The sequence below is a fragment of the Rhodobacter viridis genome (assembly GCF_003217355.1).
GTDB lineage: Bacteria > Pseudomonadota > Alphaproteobacteria > Rhodobacterales > Rhodobacteraceae > Rhodobacter > Rhodobacter viridis.
In genome coordinates this window covers 44273-61080 of record NZ_QJTK01000017.1, presented here as the reverse complement: position 1 = coordinate 61080, position 16808 = coordinate 44273, and the positions used below count along the sequence as shown (strand labels likewise).

The 16808-nt window shown below is 66.6% G+C and carries 10 protein-coding genes and 1 tRNA gene; 2 read left to right on the top strand and 9 right to left on the bottom strand.

What is annotated here, in order from left to right; translation table 11 throughout:
* Nucleotides 1-222: 222 nt before the first annotated feature.
* Nucleotides 223-312, bottom strand: a tRNA-Ser gene (locus C8J30_RS16170).
* Nucleotides 313-703: 391 nt separating this feature from the next.
* On the opposite strand from C8J30_RS16170, the gene C8J30_RS16165 reads away from it, so the two are divergent.
* Nucleotides 704-7549: a beta strand repeat-containing protein gene (locus C8J30_RS16165; RefSeq protein ID WP_110806874.1), complete on the top strand. Its 6846-nt coding sequence runs from the start codon at nucleotides 704-706 to the stop codon at nucleotides 7547-7549.
* Nucleotides 7550-7558: 9 nt separating this feature from the next.
* Here the strand turns inward: C8J30_RS16165 and C8J30_RS16160 are convergent, their stop codons facing one another.
* Genes C8J30_RS16160 through C8J30_RS16130 form a run of 7 tightly spaced genes read right to left on the bottom strand, consistent with a single transcriptional unit; the run spans nucleotide 7559 to nucleotide 13264 of the window.
* On the bottom strand, nucleotides 7559-8296 hold the full coding sequence (locus C8J30_RS16160) for a GNAT family N-acetyltransferase (protein ID WP_110806873.1): 738 nt from the start codon (nucleotides 8294-8296) through the stop codon (nucleotides 7559-7561).
* Nucleotides 8293-9420: an o-succinylbenzoate synthase gene (gene menC / locus C8J30_RS16155; RefSeq protein WP_110806872.1), complete on the bottom strand. Its 1128-nt coding sequence runs from the start codon at nucleotides 9418-9420 to the stop codon at nucleotides 8293-8295. Before menC ends, C8J30_RS16160 begins: the two co-directional genes overlap by 4 nt.
* Entirely contained in the window at nucleotides 9417-10196 is a 780-nt protein-coding gene (locus tag C8J30_RS16150) for an ABC transporter ATP-binding protein (protein ID WP_110806871.1), read from the bottom strand. Before C8J30_RS16150 ends, menC begins: the two co-directional genes overlap by 4 nt.
* A 3-nt stretch (nucleotides 10197-10199) precedes the next feature.
* Nucleotides 10200-10898, bottom strand: coding sequence for an ABC transporter permease (locus C8J30_RS16145; RefSeq protein WP_110806870.1), 699 nt, complete (start codon nucleotides 10896-10898; stop codon nucleotides 10200-10202).
* A gap of 1 nt (nucleotide 10899) precedes the next feature.
* On the bottom strand, nucleotides 10900-11610 hold the full coding sequence (locus C8J30_RS16140; RefSeq protein WP_220033802.1) for an ABC transporter permease: 711 nt from the start codon (nucleotides 11608-11610) through the stop codon (nucleotides 10900-10902).
* Nucleotides 11611-11634: 24 nt separating this feature from the next.
* Nucleotides 11635-12411, bottom strand: coding sequence for an ABC transporter substrate-binding protein (locus tag C8J30_RS16135; protein ID WP_110806869.1), 777 nt, complete (start codon nucleotides 12409-12411; stop codon nucleotides 11635-11637).
* A gap of 22 nt (nucleotides 12412-12433) precedes the next feature.
* Nucleotides 12434-13264, bottom strand: coding sequence for a MurR/RpiR family transcriptional regulator (locus C8J30_RS16130; RefSeq protein ID WP_110806868.1), 831 nt, complete (start codon nucleotides 13262-13264; stop codon nucleotides 12434-12436).
* 437 nt (nucleotides 13265-13701) lie between these two features.
* Between C8J30_RS16130 and C8J30_RS16125 the strand changes: the two genes are divergently transcribed.
* Nucleotides 13702-14946 (top strand): molybdopterin molybdotransferase MoeA, encoded by a 1245-nt coding sequence (locus C8J30_RS16125; protein WP_110806867.1) that lies wholly within the window; start codon nucleotides 13702-13704, stop codon nucleotides 14944-14946.
* Nucleotides 14947-14950: 4 nt separating this feature from the next.
* Here C8J30_RS16125 and C8J30_RS16120 read toward each other — a convergent pair whose 3' ends face one another.
* Complete coding sequence (locus C8J30_RS16120) at nucleotides 14951-16804, bottom strand: sensor histidine kinase (RefSeq protein WP_110806866.1); 1854 nt, start codon at nucleotides 16802-16804, stop codon at nucleotides 14951-14953.
* Nucleotides 16805-16808: the final 4 nt, after the last annotated feature.

Sequence of the window (16808 nt, the reverse complement as noted above, 5' to 3'; positions counted from 1 at the left end):
TCTGCTCTTCGGTGAACTTCGATCTCTTCATGTCCGGTCCTCTCATTGGGACGGACTCTAGCATCAGATGGACGAGTTATCGGGGGTCACAGCACGACCGGACAATACCGTCAGTAGGGTTGAAAGTAAGGTAAAATGTAGGGTGAAGAATATTTAAGAAAAATCGCAATCTGAGGTATCTCAGCGAAATCAATGAGTTGCTCAAAAGTCTTGATAGGAAGGTGGCGGAGCGGAAGGGATTCGAACCCTCGAGACGGTTCCCCGCCTGCACCCTTAGCAGGGGTGTGCCTTCGACCACTCGGCCACCGCTCCGCCGACCCGTATATGCGGCAAGTGCAGGTAGAACAAGAGCTTTTTCGGTGCGACCGCTGGCCACAGGCAAGCCGTTGTTTTTGCTTATTTTCGGAGAGTCAGAGGCGATTCGGGGCTTCTCTCGGCTTCCCCGCTGCACACGAGACTGTAGAGGTCCCCCACCAAAACCATTGCAGATCAAGGCGTTAAGACAAAAATGGCCAGCGCGGAGCTGATCGCGTGGAAACGTGCGGCCCCCAGGCCTCGCCGCAGCGCCGCGAAAACCTCTCTCGTCGTCATGGATTTAGGCATTCCTTTACGACCCTCAACGAATATCGGCACGCGGTATGCCAGAATGGCGGGCCGGATCATGACACGGGCCCGACGGGGCCCCTTCAGGGTGAGTGGCAGAATGTCCCTTCTCAGCGCGATGACGACGGCCGAAATTGCGGCCCTCTCCACGTCGGCCATTGCCGATCTCACCACCGGAGACATCGTCGGCATCAGCTCGGATCAGATGCAGGCCCTCAGCTCGGGTCAGATTCAAGCCTTTTCTTCGGATTTCGTGGCCGGCCTGTCGCCGCTGCAGGTGCAGATGCTGACCACCGCACAGATCGCGTCCTTTGCCTTCCAGCAGATCGCCGTCCTGCCCACCGTTGCCCTGCGTGGCTTCTCGACCGAGGCGATCGTTGCGCTGACGACGGAACAGGCGGCCGCCTTCACCTCGGAACAGGTTGGCGCCTTTTCGACCTTGCAGATCAGTGCCTTCGAGACTGCCGATCTGGCGATGCTCGGCCCCGATGCGATGGCGGGTCTGACCTCGGCACAGATCCGCGCGCTGGCCGCCAGCCAGTTTTCGGCGCTGACTGTCGATCAGATCAATGCGCTGACCGCCGCCGCGGCCGCCGCGTTGAGCTCGACCCAGCTTTCCGCGCTGGCGACCGCGCAGATCGCGGCCTTGAACGAAGCGGCAATTGCCGCCCTTGGCACTGCGGCGCTGAAGGGCCTCGGCACCGAGGATGTGGTCGCGCTGACCGGCGAAGAGGCCAGCGCACTGACCTCCACCCAGATTGCTTCTTTCAGCACCGATCTGCTGGCCGCCTTCGAAACCGGCGATTTCGCACATCTGAGCACCGCGGCCCTCGCCGGGCTCGGGTCGGCGCAGATCCGCAGCCTGTCGACCGGCAAGCTCGCGGCACTTTCGACCGACCAGATGGCGGGGCTGTCGAGCAACATGATCCAATGGCTGACCACGGATCAGATCACCGCCTTTTCGACCGCGCAGCTGCGCGCGCTGTCGAGCCGGGCAGCCAGCGTGCTGAGCTCGGCGCAGATTGCGGCGCTGTCCTCGGATCAGGTCGGTGCCTTTGCCGGAACGGCTTTTGCCGCGATCGGCACGGCCGCGCTGAAGGGCCTGACGACCGAGGCCATGGCCGCCCTGAGTACGATCGAGATTGCGGCGCTGACCGGCATGCAGGCGGCGGCGCTGTCGACCACCCAGTTTGCGGCGCTTTGCACGGCGCAGATCGCGGCGCTGTCCGAGGTCGCGGCCGATGCGCTCGGTTCGGCGCAGATCGACGTTCTGACGACGGCGCAGATCGCAGCGCTAAGCAGTGAGGCCTTTGCCGCGCTCGGCACCTGGGCCTTGCCGGGGCTCGCGACGGAAGACATCGTCGCGCTGACCACGGCGCAGGTCGCGGCGATGACCGATGTGCAGGTCGCGGCGCTGAGCACCGAGCAGATCGCGGCGATGCAGACGGCGGATCTTGCCCAACTGTCGGGCGAGGCGGCTGCGGGGCTGGATGCATCGAAGATCGCGGCCCTCGACACGGCACAGGTGGCGGTTCTGAGCACGGCGATCATGGCCGGGCTGACGAGCACGGCCATCGGCGGCTTCGGCACCTCGCAATTCGCGGCGTTGAGCACGAACCAGCTTGCGGCACTCAGCAGCGCGGCGGCAGCGGGGCTTGGCTCGGCGCAGGTCGCGGCGCTGGAGACGCACCAGATCGTCGCCCTCAACACCGCCGCGATTGCAGGCCTGTCGACCGCGGGGCTGCGCGGCTTTGCCACCGAAGATATCGAGGCGCTGACGACAGCACAGGCGGGAGCGCTGAAATCGGCGCAAATTGCCTCTCTGACGACGACGCAGATTGCCGCCTTTGAAACGGCCGATATTTCGAAACTCAGCTCCTCTGCGCTCGCCGGGCTGAGTTCGGCGCAGGCACGCGCGCTGACAACGACGCAGATCGCGGCGCTTGGCACCAGTCAGATCGCGGGGCTGGGCAGCGCCGCGCTTGCGGGGCTGAGCACGACGCAGATCACCAAACTGACGACCGCACAGATGGGTGCCCTGTCCAGCACGGCCGTGGCCGGGCTGACGTCTGCGCAGACCGCAGTGCTGAGCACGGCACAAATCGCGGCACTCGCCTCGACCACGCTCGCGGCGCTCAGCACCGGGGCGATCCGGGGCCTGACCACCGCCGATATCGTCGCCCTGAGCACCGCGCAGGCCTCCCGGCTTGGCTCGCTGCAGATCGGCGCGCTGACCAGTACCCAGATCGCTGCCTTCGAGACCGCCGATCTGGCACAGATCAGTTCCGCGACCCTTGCCGGGCTGGGCTCCACCACCATCGCGGGGCTCTCCACCGAGCAGATCGCCGCCCTCTCGACCCGGCAGGTCGCAGGCCTGACAAGCACGGCGATCCCTGGCCTGACCACGACACAGATTGCCAGCTTCTCGACCGCGCAGATCCGCGCGCTTTCAAGCAGCGCCGCGCGCGGGTTGACCTCGACACAGGTGGCCGCGCTGACCACGGCACAGCTCACGGCGATGAACACGGCCTTTCTCAATTCGCTGAGCGCGAATGCGATCAAGGGGTTGGGCACGGATGACATCGTCGCGCTGAGCACGGCGCAGGCGGCCGCCTTCGGCTCGGTGCAGCTCGCCGCCTTGTCGAGTACGCAGGTGGCCGCACTGGAAACACGCGATCTGATCCAGTTCAGCGCCGATGCGCTGGCGGGATTCGGATCGACACAGGTCAAGGGGCTGACGACACGTCAGGTCGCAGCCCTGCTGTCGGATCAGATCGCGGCGCTCGCTTCCGAGGCGGTGACCTCTCTTGCAACGGCACAGCTTGCCGCCCTCAGCATCGATCAGGTCGCGGCGCTGGCCAGCGCGGCGGTGGGCGGTCTGGGCTCGCTGCAGATCGTGGCCCTTGATACCGCACAGATCGCGGCCCTTTCGACCGCAAGCTTCGCAGCCCTCAGCACGCTTGCGCTGAAGGGCCTGTCGACCGCCGATATCGTCGCGCTGACCGGCGATCAGATGGCCGCGATGACCTCGAAACAGCTCGCCGCACTGAGCACGGCGCAACTGCAGGCGATTGAGGTCGACGATCTGATCCGGCTCTCGACCTCGGCACTGGTCGGACTGGGCTCGACGCAGTTGCACAGCCTGAGCGGGGCGCAGATCGGCGTTCTCGGCACGGATCTCATCGCCAGCCTGTCGAGCACCGCCATCGCCGGTCTCAGCACCGGCCAGATTTCGGGCCTGACCACAGATCAGATCGCCGCAGTCTCAAGCGCGGCCGCTGTCGCGCTGACCTCCGGGCAGATCGCGGCGCTGAGCACCGCGCAGATCGCGGCCTTCAGCACTGACGCGCTGGCGGCGTTGGGAACCTCGGCGCTGAAGGGCCTCGGCACGGCGGCCATCGCGGCGCTGACCGGCGCTCAGGCGGGCGCGATGACGCTTGCACAAGTGGCCGCGCTGAGTTCGACGCAAATTGCGGCGCTGGAGACCAGCGATCTCGCACAGCTGTCGACCGCTGCCATTCCGGGGCTTGGGTCGAACCAGGTCAAGGGCTTGAGTCTGGCGCAGATCGCGGCCCTCGGCACGGAACAGGTAGCCTTGCTGAGCGGCACCGCCATCGGCGCGCTGAGCACGACGCAATTCGCGGGCTTCAGCGCCGATCAGCTCGCCGCTCTGTCCAGCAACGCGGGCACGGGCATCGATTCCGCCCAGATCAACGCCCTTTCCACGACGCAGATCGCGGCGCTGTCGACCGCTGCCCTCGCCGCCCTGGCCACGACGGCTCTGGCCGGGTTCGAAACGTCGGATATTGTCGCCCTGACCGTCGACGAGGCCGCGGCTCTCGGCTCGCGGCAGATCGCGGCCCTGACGACCCAGCAGATCGCAGCTTTCGCGACCGACGATCTGGCACAGGTGTCGAGCACGGCGATCCGCGGTCTGACCTCGGCACAGGCGCAAGTGCTGTCGATCGCGCAACTCGACTGTCTGTCGAACGATCAGATTGCCGCGCTGGCCAGTGCGGCCCTTGCCGGGCTCAGCACGGCGCAATTCGCCAGCCTGTCAGGGGATCAACTGGGGGCGCTGTCCTCGGCGGCGGCGGCTGGCCTGACTTCGGCGCAGATCGCGGCCCTCTCGACCACGCAGATCGCGGCCTTCTCGACCGCCGCGCTGAGCCGCCTTGGCACCGCCGCGCTGGCCGGGCTGGCGACGACAGATATCGTCGCGCTGAGCGGCGAAGCCGTGGCCGCGCTCACCTCCTCGCAGATCGCGGCCCTGAGCAATGCGCAGATCGGCGCGATCGAGACGACGGATCTCGGCCAGCTGTCCGCCACGGCCATCGCTGGTCTGGGGTCGCGCCAGATCGCCGGGCTGAGCACAGCCCAGATTGCCGCCCTGACCGAAGATCAGGTGGCCCGGCTGAGCACCGCGGCCATCTCCGGGATGAGCACCGCACAGCTGGCTGCGCTGTCGATCGAGCAGATCGGCGCGCTCTCGACCGCGGCGGCCCGGACGCTGAGCGCGCTGCAACTCTCGGGGCTCACGACCGATCAGATTGCGGCACTCGGCGCGCTCGCCGTCGGGGCGCTGGGGACCGCCGCCCTGGCCGGTCTTGGCACGGCCGCCATGGTCGCGCTGAACGACAGCGCGGTTGCGGCGCTGACCTCGAGCCAGCTCGCGGCGCTCAGCGCCACCCAGATCGGAGCGCTCGAAATCGACGACTTCGGACGATTGTCCAGCACGGCGGTGGCCGGGATCGGCTCGGCGCAGGTGGCGGGGCTGAGCACCGCACAGATCGTCGCTCTGGGGGCCGCCCGGTTCGAACGCCTGTCAACATCGGCGGTCGCGGCGCTTTCGACACAACAGCTTGCGGCCCTGACGACGGATCAGGTGCAACTGCTCTCCGGCGTGGCGGCAAAAATGCTTGGCTCGAGCCAGATTGCAGCTCTCACCTCCGCGCAGATCGCCGCGCTGAGCACCTCGGCCATCACCGCGCTGACCACGACCGCGCTGCAGGGTCTTGCCACCGAAGACATCGCCAGCCTGACAACGGCACAGGTGGGGCGACTGACCTCGACGCAGCTGGCGGCGCTTTCGACCACCCAGATTGCGGCCTTCGAGGCAGAGGATGTCACGCAGATCGCCTCTTCGGCGCTGCTGGCCCTGAGCTCGACGCAGGTGGCCGCGCTCTCGACCGAACAGGTGGCCGCGATATCGACCGCAGCCTTTGGCGCGCTGACGACCGCGGCCCTGCGCGGCCTTGCGACCGAGGATATCGCCGCGCTGACCACGGCCCAGGCGGCGCGATTGAGTTCGCTGCAGCTCGCCGCACTCAGCACGACGCAATTGGCGGCCCTTGAAACCGCGGATATCGCGCAGCTTTCGCTCTCGGCGATCAGCGGGATCACCTCGACGCAGATGGCAAGCCTTGCCACGACGCAGCTGCGGGCGCTGACCTCCGCCCAAAGCGCGCGCCTGACGACAGCCGCGATCCGCGGATTGACGACGCAGCAGATCCTGGCGCTGACAACGGGGCAGATTGCGGCGCTTTCCAGCGTCGCTGTCTCGGCGCTCGGATCGGCGCAGATCGCCGCCTTCCGCAGCAACCAGATTGCCGCCCTGAGCACGACCGCGATTGCCGCCCTGAGCACGACCGCGCTGGCCGGGCTCACCACCGCGGATATGGTCGCCCTGACCGGCGCACAGCTCGGGCGCCTGACCTCGACGCAGATCGCCGCGCTGACCACAGCACAGATCGCCGCGATCGAAAGCGCGGACATCCCGGAGATCTCGGACGCGGCGATGCCGGGTTTCGGGTCGGCCCAGATCGCAAGCCTGTCGACCGCCCTCCTGGCCGGTCTGACCGAAACCCAGATCGCGCGGCTCTCGCTGGCCGCGATCTCGGGCCTGAGCACGGCGCAGATCGCGGTTCTGACGACGGGGCAAGTGCGGGCGATCGCCGCCTCCTCGGTGCAGGCCCTCACCTCGACGCAGCTGGCCGCTTTCGGCACGGCGCAGATTGCAGTGCTTGCCAGCAATGCGATCCCGTCCTTGTCGACGCTGGCTCTGCAAGGCCTCTCGCCGGCGCAGATCGCGGCGCTGACCCCCTCGCAGACCGCGGCGATCACCTCGCAGCAGCTCGCGGCGCTGAGCACGGCGCAGGTCGCCGCCATCGAAGCCGAAGATCTGGCACAGGTGTCTGCGGCGGCTTTTGCGGGTCTCGGCTCGGCGCAGATCGCCTGCCTCGACACAGCGCAGATCGCGGCCATCACTGTGACACAGATGAACCGGCTCGGCGTGGCGGCGATCACCGGATTGACGACCCGACAAGCGGCGGCCTTGAGCACGGATCAGGTGCGGGCGGTCGCGGCCACCACGATCCGTGCCATGAGTTCGGCGCAGCTTGCCGCCTTCTCGACCGCTCAGATCGCCGCGATCGGCACGGGGGCCATTTCCTCCTTGACCACGCAGGCGCTGATGGGCCTCTCGACCGCCGATGTGACCGCCCTGACCACGGCACAGGTCGGCTGCCTGACCGCAAGCCAGCTCGCGGCCTTCTCGACGCAGCAGGTGCGCGCGATCGAGACCGAGGACATCTCGCGGATCACCGCCTCGGCGATCACCGCGCTTGGAACGGCGCAGATCGGGTCGCTGGCCAGTGCGCAGGCCGCCGCCCTGCTCACGTCGCAGGTCGCAAGCCTGACCACGGCGCAGATTCATGCGCTGAGCACAAGTTCCGTCGCCGCGCTGAGCACGCAGGCGATCTGGGCCTTGCGGACCAACCAGATGGTCGGCCTGACGACGTCGCAAATCGCGGCCTTCACCCTCGATCAGGTCGCGGCGCTCGAAACGGCCGATATCAAGGCCCTGAGCGGCACGCAGGTCGCGGCCTTCTCCGACACCCAGCGCGCCGTGATGACGACGGCGCAGATCGCGGCGCTTTCGATGTAAGGGGATGCCTCAGACCACCGGACAGGCGACCTGCGCAAGCCGCCCCAGCAGGTAGCGATGCCGCTTGCGATCGAACCCGAGGATCGTCAGCCCGGCGTCAAAGGCGGTCTGCAGGCTGGCACGCAGCTGCAACCGCTCGGTCAGCGCCCGTTCCGGATCGGCGAGCAAGAGCGCGTCTATATCAGCCGGGATCACCGCCTCGAGATTGGCAAAGGGCGTCGGCAGCACTTGCCCGGCCGCCCGGGCGACGACCCGCGGTGCGTCGAGCTGCCAGACCGCCATCACGCGATCGGAGGGCAGCCCCGCATTGATCCCCGGCATTTCACCATAGTAATCCGGCAGATACTCGCGCGCTGTCGCGCCCAGAACCGCGATGTTCAGCCCCGCATTGATCGCGCGCAAAGGATCATAGGTCCAGCGCACGAGCCGGATGCCGCGCGCCAGACACCAGTCGCGCTGAAACCACTTCAGCCGCGCGCCAAGCCCCAGCCCGCGCGCCTTTTCCGACACGGCCAGCCGGTGCGAATGCTGCACCCCGGGCGTGGCACTCGGAAAGCCGAAAAGAAAGCCGAGCATCTGATCGCCCGCGAAAGCCCCCGCCACCAGCGCGCCTTCGTGCTGCAGCGCCAGCATGATGTCGCTGTTGTCGGGTCGCTCGCCCTCGCCCCAGACCTCGACCTGAAAGCGCTCGGCCTGCTGCAATTCCGCGACGCCGTTCAGCTCGCGCAGGATCACCCCGGAGGTCATGGGCGAAACTCCTCGGTCGAACGGGTGACACTGTCGAGGAACGGCCGATCGAGCGTGACCCCGATTCCCGCACCGTTCCGCGGCACCGGCATCAGCCCCTCCGTCGCTTCCAGCGGTTCGGCGATGATGTCGCGATGGAAATAGCGGCTGGCCGAGGAGGTATCGCCCGGTTTGGTGAAATTCGGCAGCGTCGCCAGATGGATGTTATGCGCCCGCCCGATCCCGCTTTCGAGCATGCCGCCGCACCAGACCGGGGCGCCGAACGCCTCGGACACGTCATGGATCGCCTTGGCCGCGGTGTAGCCACCGACCCGGCCAACCTTGATGTTGATCACCCGCGCCGCCCCCGCCGCAAGCGCCTTGCGGCAATCGGCAGGCGTTCGGATCGATTCATCAAGGCAGATCGCGGTCGCAATCTCGCGCTGCACCAGCGCATGATCGTGGATATCGTCGACGGCGAGCGGCTGCTCGATGTAATCGAGATCGAAGCGGTCCATCGCCCGCAGCGTCGCCAGATCGGCCAGACCATAGGCCGTATTCGCATCCACCGTCAGCTTGACGGCGGGAAAATCGCGCCGGACCGCTTCGAGAAGCTTCAGGTCATGGCCCTGCGCCACCTTCAGCTTGATGCGCTTGTAGCCCGCAGCCTCGGCCTCGGCGATGCGCGCAAGCGTGCGGTCGATCGGCGTGATGCCCAGCGACACCCCCACCGGCACGGCATCGCGCACGCCACCCAAAGCCGCGCAAAGCGGCAGGTTCAGCGCCTTCGTCCACAGATCCCAGAACGCCAGCTCGACCAGCGCCTTGCTCATCCTGTGCCCGCGCCAGGGCGCCAGCAGCGCCGTCAGCTCGGCCGGGTTGCCGATCCGCTTGCCGACGATCTGCGGCAGGATCAGATCACGCAGGAAGGCGAGGGCCCCGGGCAGGGTTTCCTCGAGATAGTCGGGATAGGGATCCATCACCCCCTCGCCATAGCCCTCGATGCCGTCGGCGCGCAGCGTCAGCAGCGGAAAGGTCTTGTCGGTCAGGGTCTGGTTCGACACGGTGAAGGGGGTGATCAGCGGCAGGTGCACGACGCGCAGCTCGGCGCTGTCGATCGTCACCCCGGGAAAGGCTTGGGTCATGCGAAGTCTCGGCGGGTTTTGGAGATGAAACGGGCGAACACCTCGGTTTCGGGGTGGTCAAACAGCTTCTCGGGCGGGCCCTGTTCGGCGATCCGGCCCTCGTTCAGGAAGACGACCTCGGTCGAGACGTCGCGGGCGAAGGCCATTTCATGGGTGACGACGATCATCGTGCGCCCCTCGGCGGCCAGATCCTGCATCACCTTCAAGACCTCGCCCACCAGTTCCGGGTCGAGCGCCGAGGTCGGCTCGTCAAACAGGATCACGTCGGGCTCCATCGCCAGCGCGCGCGCAATCGCCACGCGCTGCTGCTGCCCACCCGAGAGCATCGCCGGATAATGGCCCATCCGGTCGGCCAGACCGACGCGGGCCAAAAGCCCCTCGGCCAGATCGCGGGCCTCGGCTTTCGGCATCCGCTTGACCTGCACCGGGCCTTCCATGACGTTTTCCAGCACGGTGCGATGAGTCCAGAGGTTGAACTGTTGAAACACCATGCCCAGATGGCGGCGCAACCGTTCGATCTGCCGCTGATCGCCGATGCGGCCATTGCGAAAGACGATTTCCTCGCCGTGCACAGCGACGGAACCGGAATTCGGAACTTCCAGACAGTTCAGGCAGCGCAGAAAAGTTGATTTTCCGGATCCGGAAGTGCCGAGGATCGAGATCACATCATGATTGCGCGCGCCAAGGGTAATGCCCTTCAGCACCTCCTGCGCACCGAAGCTCTTGTGAATGTCCTGCGCGCTCAGCACCAGATCGGTTGCGATTTTCGGGGGCATGGCTCAGCTTCCTTGCGTGCGGCGCATGTGGCGGGTCAGGCGGCGTTCGATCTGCCGCCACAGAAAGACGAAGACGACGGTGATCAGCAGATAGAGGGCCGCGGCTTCGAAATAGACCGAGAATTCGAAGCTGCGCGAAAAGATCTGCCGCGTGCGCCCCATCAGGTCGAAGACGGTGACGATCGACGCCAAAGCCGAGGCTTTCATCAGCAAGATCACCTCGTTGCCAAGCGCCGGCCAGGCGATGCGATAGGCATGCGGGAAGATCACCCGGGCCAGCACCCGTGCACGGGTCATGCCGATGGCGCGGGCGGCCTCGATCTCGCCCGGGGGGACGGCTTCGATCCCGCCGCGCAGGATTTCGGTCTGATAGGCGCAGGAGTTGATCACGAAGACCAGCACCGCGCAGTTGAACGGATCGCGGAAAAAGGACCAGAGGCCAAGCCCGGTCAATTCGGCGCGGAACTGCCCCGAGCCATAGAAGACAAGGAAAAGTTGCGCCAGAAGCGGCGTGCCGCGCACGAAGGAGATATAGGCGCGCAACAGCATCTTGGCCGGGGTCGGACCGAACAGGCGGATCAGCGCCAGACCGGGCGAAAAGACGGCGGCCAGCGCCGCGCCCAATCCGGTCAGGATCAAGGTCGTTTCCGCACCGTCGAGCAGTTTCGGCAGATTGGTTGAGAGGCTTTCGATCAGGCTCATCTCAGGCTCTCCGCACGCCACGGTTCGCCCGTGCTTCAAGCCGGGTCAGCACCAGCTCCGAGCCAAGACAGAGCCCCCAATAGATCAGGCAGGCGGCCAGATAGAAGGTGAAGGGCTGCTTCGTCACGCCGACCGCGACCTTCGTCGCCCGCATCAGATCATCGAGCGCGATGACCGAAACGAGCGCCGTGTCCTTGAGCAGGTTGAGCCAGAGGTTCCCCATGCCCGGCAACGCAAAGCGCCACAATTGCGGCAACTTGATGCGCCAGAACACCTGCCGCCCGGTCATGCCGATGGCCAGCCCGGCCAGCACCTGCCCCTCGGGCACGGCCTGAAAGGCGCCGCGCAAGACCTCGGCCGCGAAGGCAGCAAAGACAAGCGCCAGCGCGATCACCCCGGCGGCGAAAGGGGGGAAATCAACCGCGCCGATCTGCGGTGCGAAATGGTCGAGGAGGCGGTTCAGCCCCAGCCCGAGCCCGTTGTAGACGATGAAGAGCGTCAGGATTTCCGGCATCCCGCGCATCACCGTCGTGTACCCCCAGCCCATCGCCCGCAAGACGGGACGGCGCGACAGCGAAGCCGCCGCCACCACGAAGCCCAGCAATAGCCCCACGGGAAGGGTGGCCGCGGCAAGCCGCAGCGTCACCCAAACCCCCGCAAGGAGTTCGTCGCCCCAGCCTTGGGGGCCATATGAGAACAGCGTTTCCATCATCTGCCGCCTCGGCCGGGGCCGCGATCACTTCATCGAATAGATGTCGATCGAGAAGTATTTGTCGTTGATCTTCTTGTAGGTGCCGTCGGCGCGGATCTCTGCCAGCGCCTTGTTCAGCCGCTCGCGCAGATCATTGTCTTCCTGCCGCACGGCGATGCCCACACCTTCGCCGACAAAGGCCGGATCGGTGATCGGCTCACCGGCGAGCTTGCAGCACTTGCCGTCCTCGGTCTTTTGCACGAAATCGAGCAGCGGCAGCATGTCGCCCACCATCACGTCAAGCCGCCCCGAGGCCATGTCGAGGCTTGCCTCGTCCTGCGTCGGGTAAAGCCGCACGTCGGCATCGGGATACATCTTCACCGCATAATCGGCTTGCGTCGTCCCCGATTGCGCGCCGACCACCTTGCCCGCAAGCGTTTCATTCGTAAATTCGGTAATTTCCGAATCTTTCGGAACGACATGCGTCATCGCCGCCTTGTAGTAGGGGTCGGTGAAGGACACCTGCTTCTTGCGTTCCTCGGTAATGAACATCGAGGCGATGATGAAGTCATATTTGTTCGCGATCAGCCCGGGGATGATGCCATCCCAATCCTGCGCGACGACCTCGCAGTCGGCGCCGATGCGCTTGCACAGCTCCAGCCCGATATCGAGATCGAAGCCCGCGATCGTGCCGTCAGGCTGCACGAAGTTGAAGGGCGGATAGGCGCCCTCGGTGCCAAGGCGCAGTTTCTCGGCCTGCGCGGTGCCCGCCATTGTCAGAAGGGCGATCGCACAGGCCAGAAGTTTCGAACGAAGTGTCATGTCTTTCCCCTGTTGGTGGTGATTATTGCGCGACCGGTGTCAGCGGATTGCCGACATGGCCACTAAACGCGCCGTAAAGCCGCGCGATTTCGTTCAGACGGGTCTCGGCCCCCTCGCCGAGCGTCAGGAAGATGTCGTTGATCATCAGATTTCCGAGCAGCGCGAGATGCGCGGTCGAGTCCCAGAACTGGTTCACCTCGGTCGCCACCATGAAAACCTCGTCGGCGTGATCGGCGCCCCAGTTGCAATAGCGGTCGGTGAAGAGCGTCACCGCAATGCCGCGCGCCTGCGCCTCGCGGGCCAGCACGAGCGCCTGCCGCGCATAGCGACGCGCTTCGAAAATCGCGAGACAGGTCTCCTCCGGCACAACCGGCTCCGTCAGCACTTCCGAGAAATTGCCCGCCGACAGGTCCACGACCTGCACGCCCGGGCGGACATATTGCATCTGCGCCGCGAAATATTGCGCGAGGCCCCGCTCGGTCTGAAACCCCGCCACCAGCACCCGCCGCGCCCGGGCAAACCGTTCCGCCACCCGTTGCCAATCCTCGGTCCGGGCCAGTTCGTAAACGCCCACCAGCGCCGCGATCTCGGCCTTCAGCCCCTGCGACAGCCGTTCGTCGCGCTGATCCGGGGCGCGGCGCAGCGCATCCAGCCGATCCTTGATCAGCCAGGGTTGATCGCCGATGTCATCCTTCAGATGCTCTTTCAGGTCCTTGAAATTCGCGTAGCCGATCGCCCGGCAGAACCGCCCGATGCTGACCTCGCTGACCTGCACCTTGGCCGCCAGCGTCGCCGCCGTCTCGAAGGGCAGATCCTGAAACTGCGCCAGCATGAAATGCGCAATCGCCCGCATCGACGGCGAGCCGGTCTCGGCGGCCGTGGCAAGCCGCGCACGCAGGGGCTGTTGGTCGGTGTCGCTCAGGATCGGCTCCGCGAATCAATGTCAGCTTTCTGTCACAGAGACCCGGATTGCATTTATCTTGCAAGCGCCAAGCCGGAACCGGGGTCAAAAAACCGGGATCATCCGCGGCCTGTGCCGCGATTGCGGGCAACGACACAGCATTTCGCGCAACCGCCGCAGCCGGTTCTCCCGCACAGGGCGAGGAGAAAATATCGCAAGCGGCGGAGGTTGACCTTCCGACGCATGCCTCCGATGCTCTCGGCCGGGCCGCGGCGCGGAGCCCCTCGCTTCCGATCCAGACCGCAGGACCCGACCGGGATGGTTTCCACCCCGCTTTTCCCGGCCTGCCGCACCGCAGCGACGGCCGGTCCGACACGAAAGGAAGGCAGATGCCCGCACTCGATCACCCGGCATCCGCGATGCTCGACCTCGATTCCGCCCGCCGACTGGCCTGCGGACTGGTCGCGCCGCTCAGCGGCATCGAAACGCTCGATCTGGCGCATGTGGCGGGGCGGACCTCTGCCACCAGCCTGCGCGCCGAAATCGCCCTGCCCCGCGCCGCGCGCTCGGCGATGGATGGCTTTGCCCTGCGCTCGGCCGATCTGGCCGCAGGTCTGACGCTGCCCATTGTCGGCACGGTTGCCGCCGGAATGCAGGCCCCCGCCCTGCCCGAAGGCGCCGCGCTGCGCATCTTTACCGGGGCGCAGATCCCCGAGGGCGCCGATGCCGTCGTGCCGGTCGAAGACGTGACCGAGACCGGAACTGAGGTGCAGCTGACGACCGTCCCCGCGCCGGGAACGCATATCCGCGCGGTGGGGTCGGAACAGCCCGAAGGCGGGCTGCTGCTGCGCCGCGGCACGCGCATCCGGGCGCATCACATTGGCCTGCTTGCCTCGAATGGCGTGACGCAGCTTGAGGTCGTGCGCCGCCCGCGTCTGGCGATCCTCTCGACCGGCGACGAGTTGCACCGGCCCGGCGCCGAGAGCGGCTCCGCGGACACGATGCCCGATGTGAACCGGCCGATGCTGATCGCGCTGGCCCGCGGTGCCGGGGCCGAGGTCGATGATCACGGCATCCTGCCCGACGATGCCGAGGCGACGTTGGCGAAGTTCCTCAGCCTGCAGGGCCAGTATGATCTGATCGTGACCTCGGGCGCGGTGTCGATGGGCGGGCGGGATCACCTGCGCCCGGCCCTGCTCGCCGCGGGGGGCCAGATCGACGGCTGGAAAGTCGCGCTCAAACCCGGCAAGCCGGTGATGTTCGGACGTCTGGGCAATGCCGCGGTGACCGGGCTGCCGGGCAATCCCTTCTCGGCGCTGGTCGGCTTCACGCTGTTCGTTTCGGCGCAGATCGCCCGGTTGAAGGGCGCGGTTCCGGTGCCGCTCTTCCATTGCGCCGGGCGGGCTGGCTTCGACTGGACCCGCAAGCCGGGCCGCGCCGAGATCTTCCCGATCCGGCTTGGCAACCGCGAGATCGATGGCCTGCCGGTGGTGCATCGCCTGGGCGAAGGCGCATCGGCGACGCTGTTCCCGCTGGCCGAAGCCGATGGTCTGGGCTTCGTCTCGGCCGAGACAACACGGGTCGGGGTCGGCTCGCCGATCTGCTGGCAGACGTTCGAGGCGGGCGCGCGCTGACCCCTCAGCCCGCCCGACGCAAGGCCCGGGCGGCGGCGGCCATCAGCGGCAGGTCAAGACGCGCCAGCGCGCCTTGACCGGGGCCGGGGCTGGTCAGGGACAGGCTGCCGCCCAGCGCCGCAAGCGTATTCGCGCACCAATGCAGGCCCAGCCCGCCGCGCTTGTCGGTGCGGGTCGAAAAGCCACGCTCGAAAAGTCGCGCCCCGGTCGGCTCGTCGAAGCCGTCACCATCGTCGCGCACCAGCACCACGCAGCGCCCAGTCCCCTCGGTCGGGCTTGCCGTGATATCGATCCGGCCCGCCGTGCGTCCGGTGGCCCTGATCGCCTCGGTCGCGTTGACGACAAGATTTTCCAGCACCTGCGCCAACAGAACCCTGTTGCCACAGACCTGCAGATCGGGCGGGCATTCGATCGTCAGGTCGATCTTCGGACCATCGGCAAACCGCGCCGCCGTCGCCGCATGAGCCAGCGCCCGCGACAGATCGCACTCCTCGTTGCGGTTCACCTTCTCCGGGTCGCGCGGCGCGCGCATCGCTTCGAGTGCCTCGGACAGGCAACGCCCGGCCTCCTGCAACAAAGCCCGCGCCTGTCCGGACCGGTCCGCGCGATCGGCTTCAAGCGCGTCGAGATAGGCCACCAATCGGCGCCGACGCTCGGCGGCGGTTTGCGGATCGGCCAATTCGGCGCGGGCCCGCTCGGCCTCGGCCGGCAGGATCGCGCCCAGATGGCGTTCGAGATCGGACAGGATCACCCGCACCGGGCTGAGACTGTTGCGCAAATTGTGCAAAAGCCCGATCGCATTCTGCTCGCGGCCGAGCGCAAAGGATTGCGCAGCATGGCTGAGCCGCAGCGCCTCGAGCTCGGCGGCCATCGCATTGAATTCCCATTGCAGCGCGCCGATTTCGTCTTCGCGCGGCGGCCCCGAAAGCGGCACCAGCTCACCCTCGTGCCGGATCCGACCCACATGTTCCCGAAAGGCAAGCAGCGGGACCATGACCTGGGTGGACAGCCTGCGCCCCAAAAGGGCAAGCAGCGCGGCGAGCAGAGCGAGCATCGCCAGAACCGTCAGATCGCGCAGACGCTCGCCCGCCACCAGCATCTGCCGCGGCAAGTCGAAACGCAGCATGGCAACGGGCGGGCCGGTCGTCGTCGCCACCGGAACCGAGACGTGCAGGACCTTGCCCGCCTCGACAAGCTGCGGCGTCGCGCTCAATTCGGCAAAGTCCAGCCTGACCGGAACCTGCAGGGCTTCGGCCAGGGGAAGCGCGTCGATCCGATGCAGAAAGGCCAGCTTACCTTCGGGAGAGCCGGACCCGTCGCTGCGCAGCACCGGCGTGCTGGCAACGGCGAAAAGCTGCCCGTCATGGGACCAATAACCCACCCGCGAGCCCTTGCGATTGCGTGACGCTTGCAACGGGATCGCCCTGAAACTGCGGGCAAACGCTGCGGCCAGTTCCGGGTCGGGCTCGTCACTGTCGGCGTCGAAGCAGAAGCTGCGCTGCCCGCCGCCATCGAATCGCATATAGGCGGCGCAACTGATTTCGGCATTGACGAAAGAGCCGGCATTGAAGTTCCGCGCTTCGTAGCCGGCGTTGAAATCTTTCAGATAGTCATAGGTCTCGTCCCAGATTCCCCAGTCGAGCACATGCGCTTCGGTTGCGGCAAGATCGGCGGCGAGAGCGGCACGGGTCCGGTCGACGTTGCGGGCGACATCGGCAGCTTCCAGATCACCGAAGCTGTGCCGGATCATCAGGCTGACCACCGCAAAGATCAGCGCCGCGGCACTGACACCGATCACCGCCAGATCGAAGATCAGCGCGGCACGCAGGCTTGTCGGGCGGAGCCGGGGCAGGCGCATGTCG